The organism is Alcanivorax sp. HI0083 (assembly GCF_001635175.1).
In genome coordinates, this window is record NZ_LWFX01000546.1 from 1 (window position 1) to 510 (window position 510).

Sequence of the window (510 nt, forward strand, 5' to 3'; positions counted from 1 at the left end):
GGCTAGCCTGCCGCCTGGCGTAGCCAATAGCCTGATTTGCGCACTTTTGGTGCTCAAAACACGCGCATGCGTGTCTTATTTTGGTGCGCAAGCGCCAGGTAATGCTCAATGCTTCACGGCGAATCCAGGCCGGCATCGCGCCGGCTGCCTTCGATCATGTGGCGTGCCATGGTCGCCAACCCTTGGGACAGTTCGTCGAAGCTCACCATGGGGTCGTCATGGCTCAGCTGATGGACCAGGGCCGCAATGCCGCCGTGGGTCATGATGTAGTTCATCACCGGCAGGTTGGGCAGGTGGATGTATTCCGGGTTCCGGGACAGGTATTGCATGGACAGCGTGCCCAGCACTTGCCGCAGCGGTGCCACATGTTGCTGCGGTAAATGCTGGCTGAGCAGAGCCGCACAGTGCAGGTAGCGCTTGTTGTTGCGGCTTAGCAGCTCGCGGAGATGCTGCAGGATATGCAGGATGCCTTCGTCCGGTTTTTTCCGAATAACCTCGGGGGTGACCTCC

Annotated in this window: 1 protein-coding gene; it reads right to left on the minus strand. The window is 59.6% G+C overall.

Features of this window, described 5'->3' with window-relative positions; genetic code table 11:
• Window positions 1-113: 113 nt before the first annotated feature.
• Window positions 114-510: hypothetical protein (locus tag A3754_RS27315; RefSeq protein WP_197468481.1), on the minus strand; the 397-nt coding region annotated here is incomplete at its 5' end.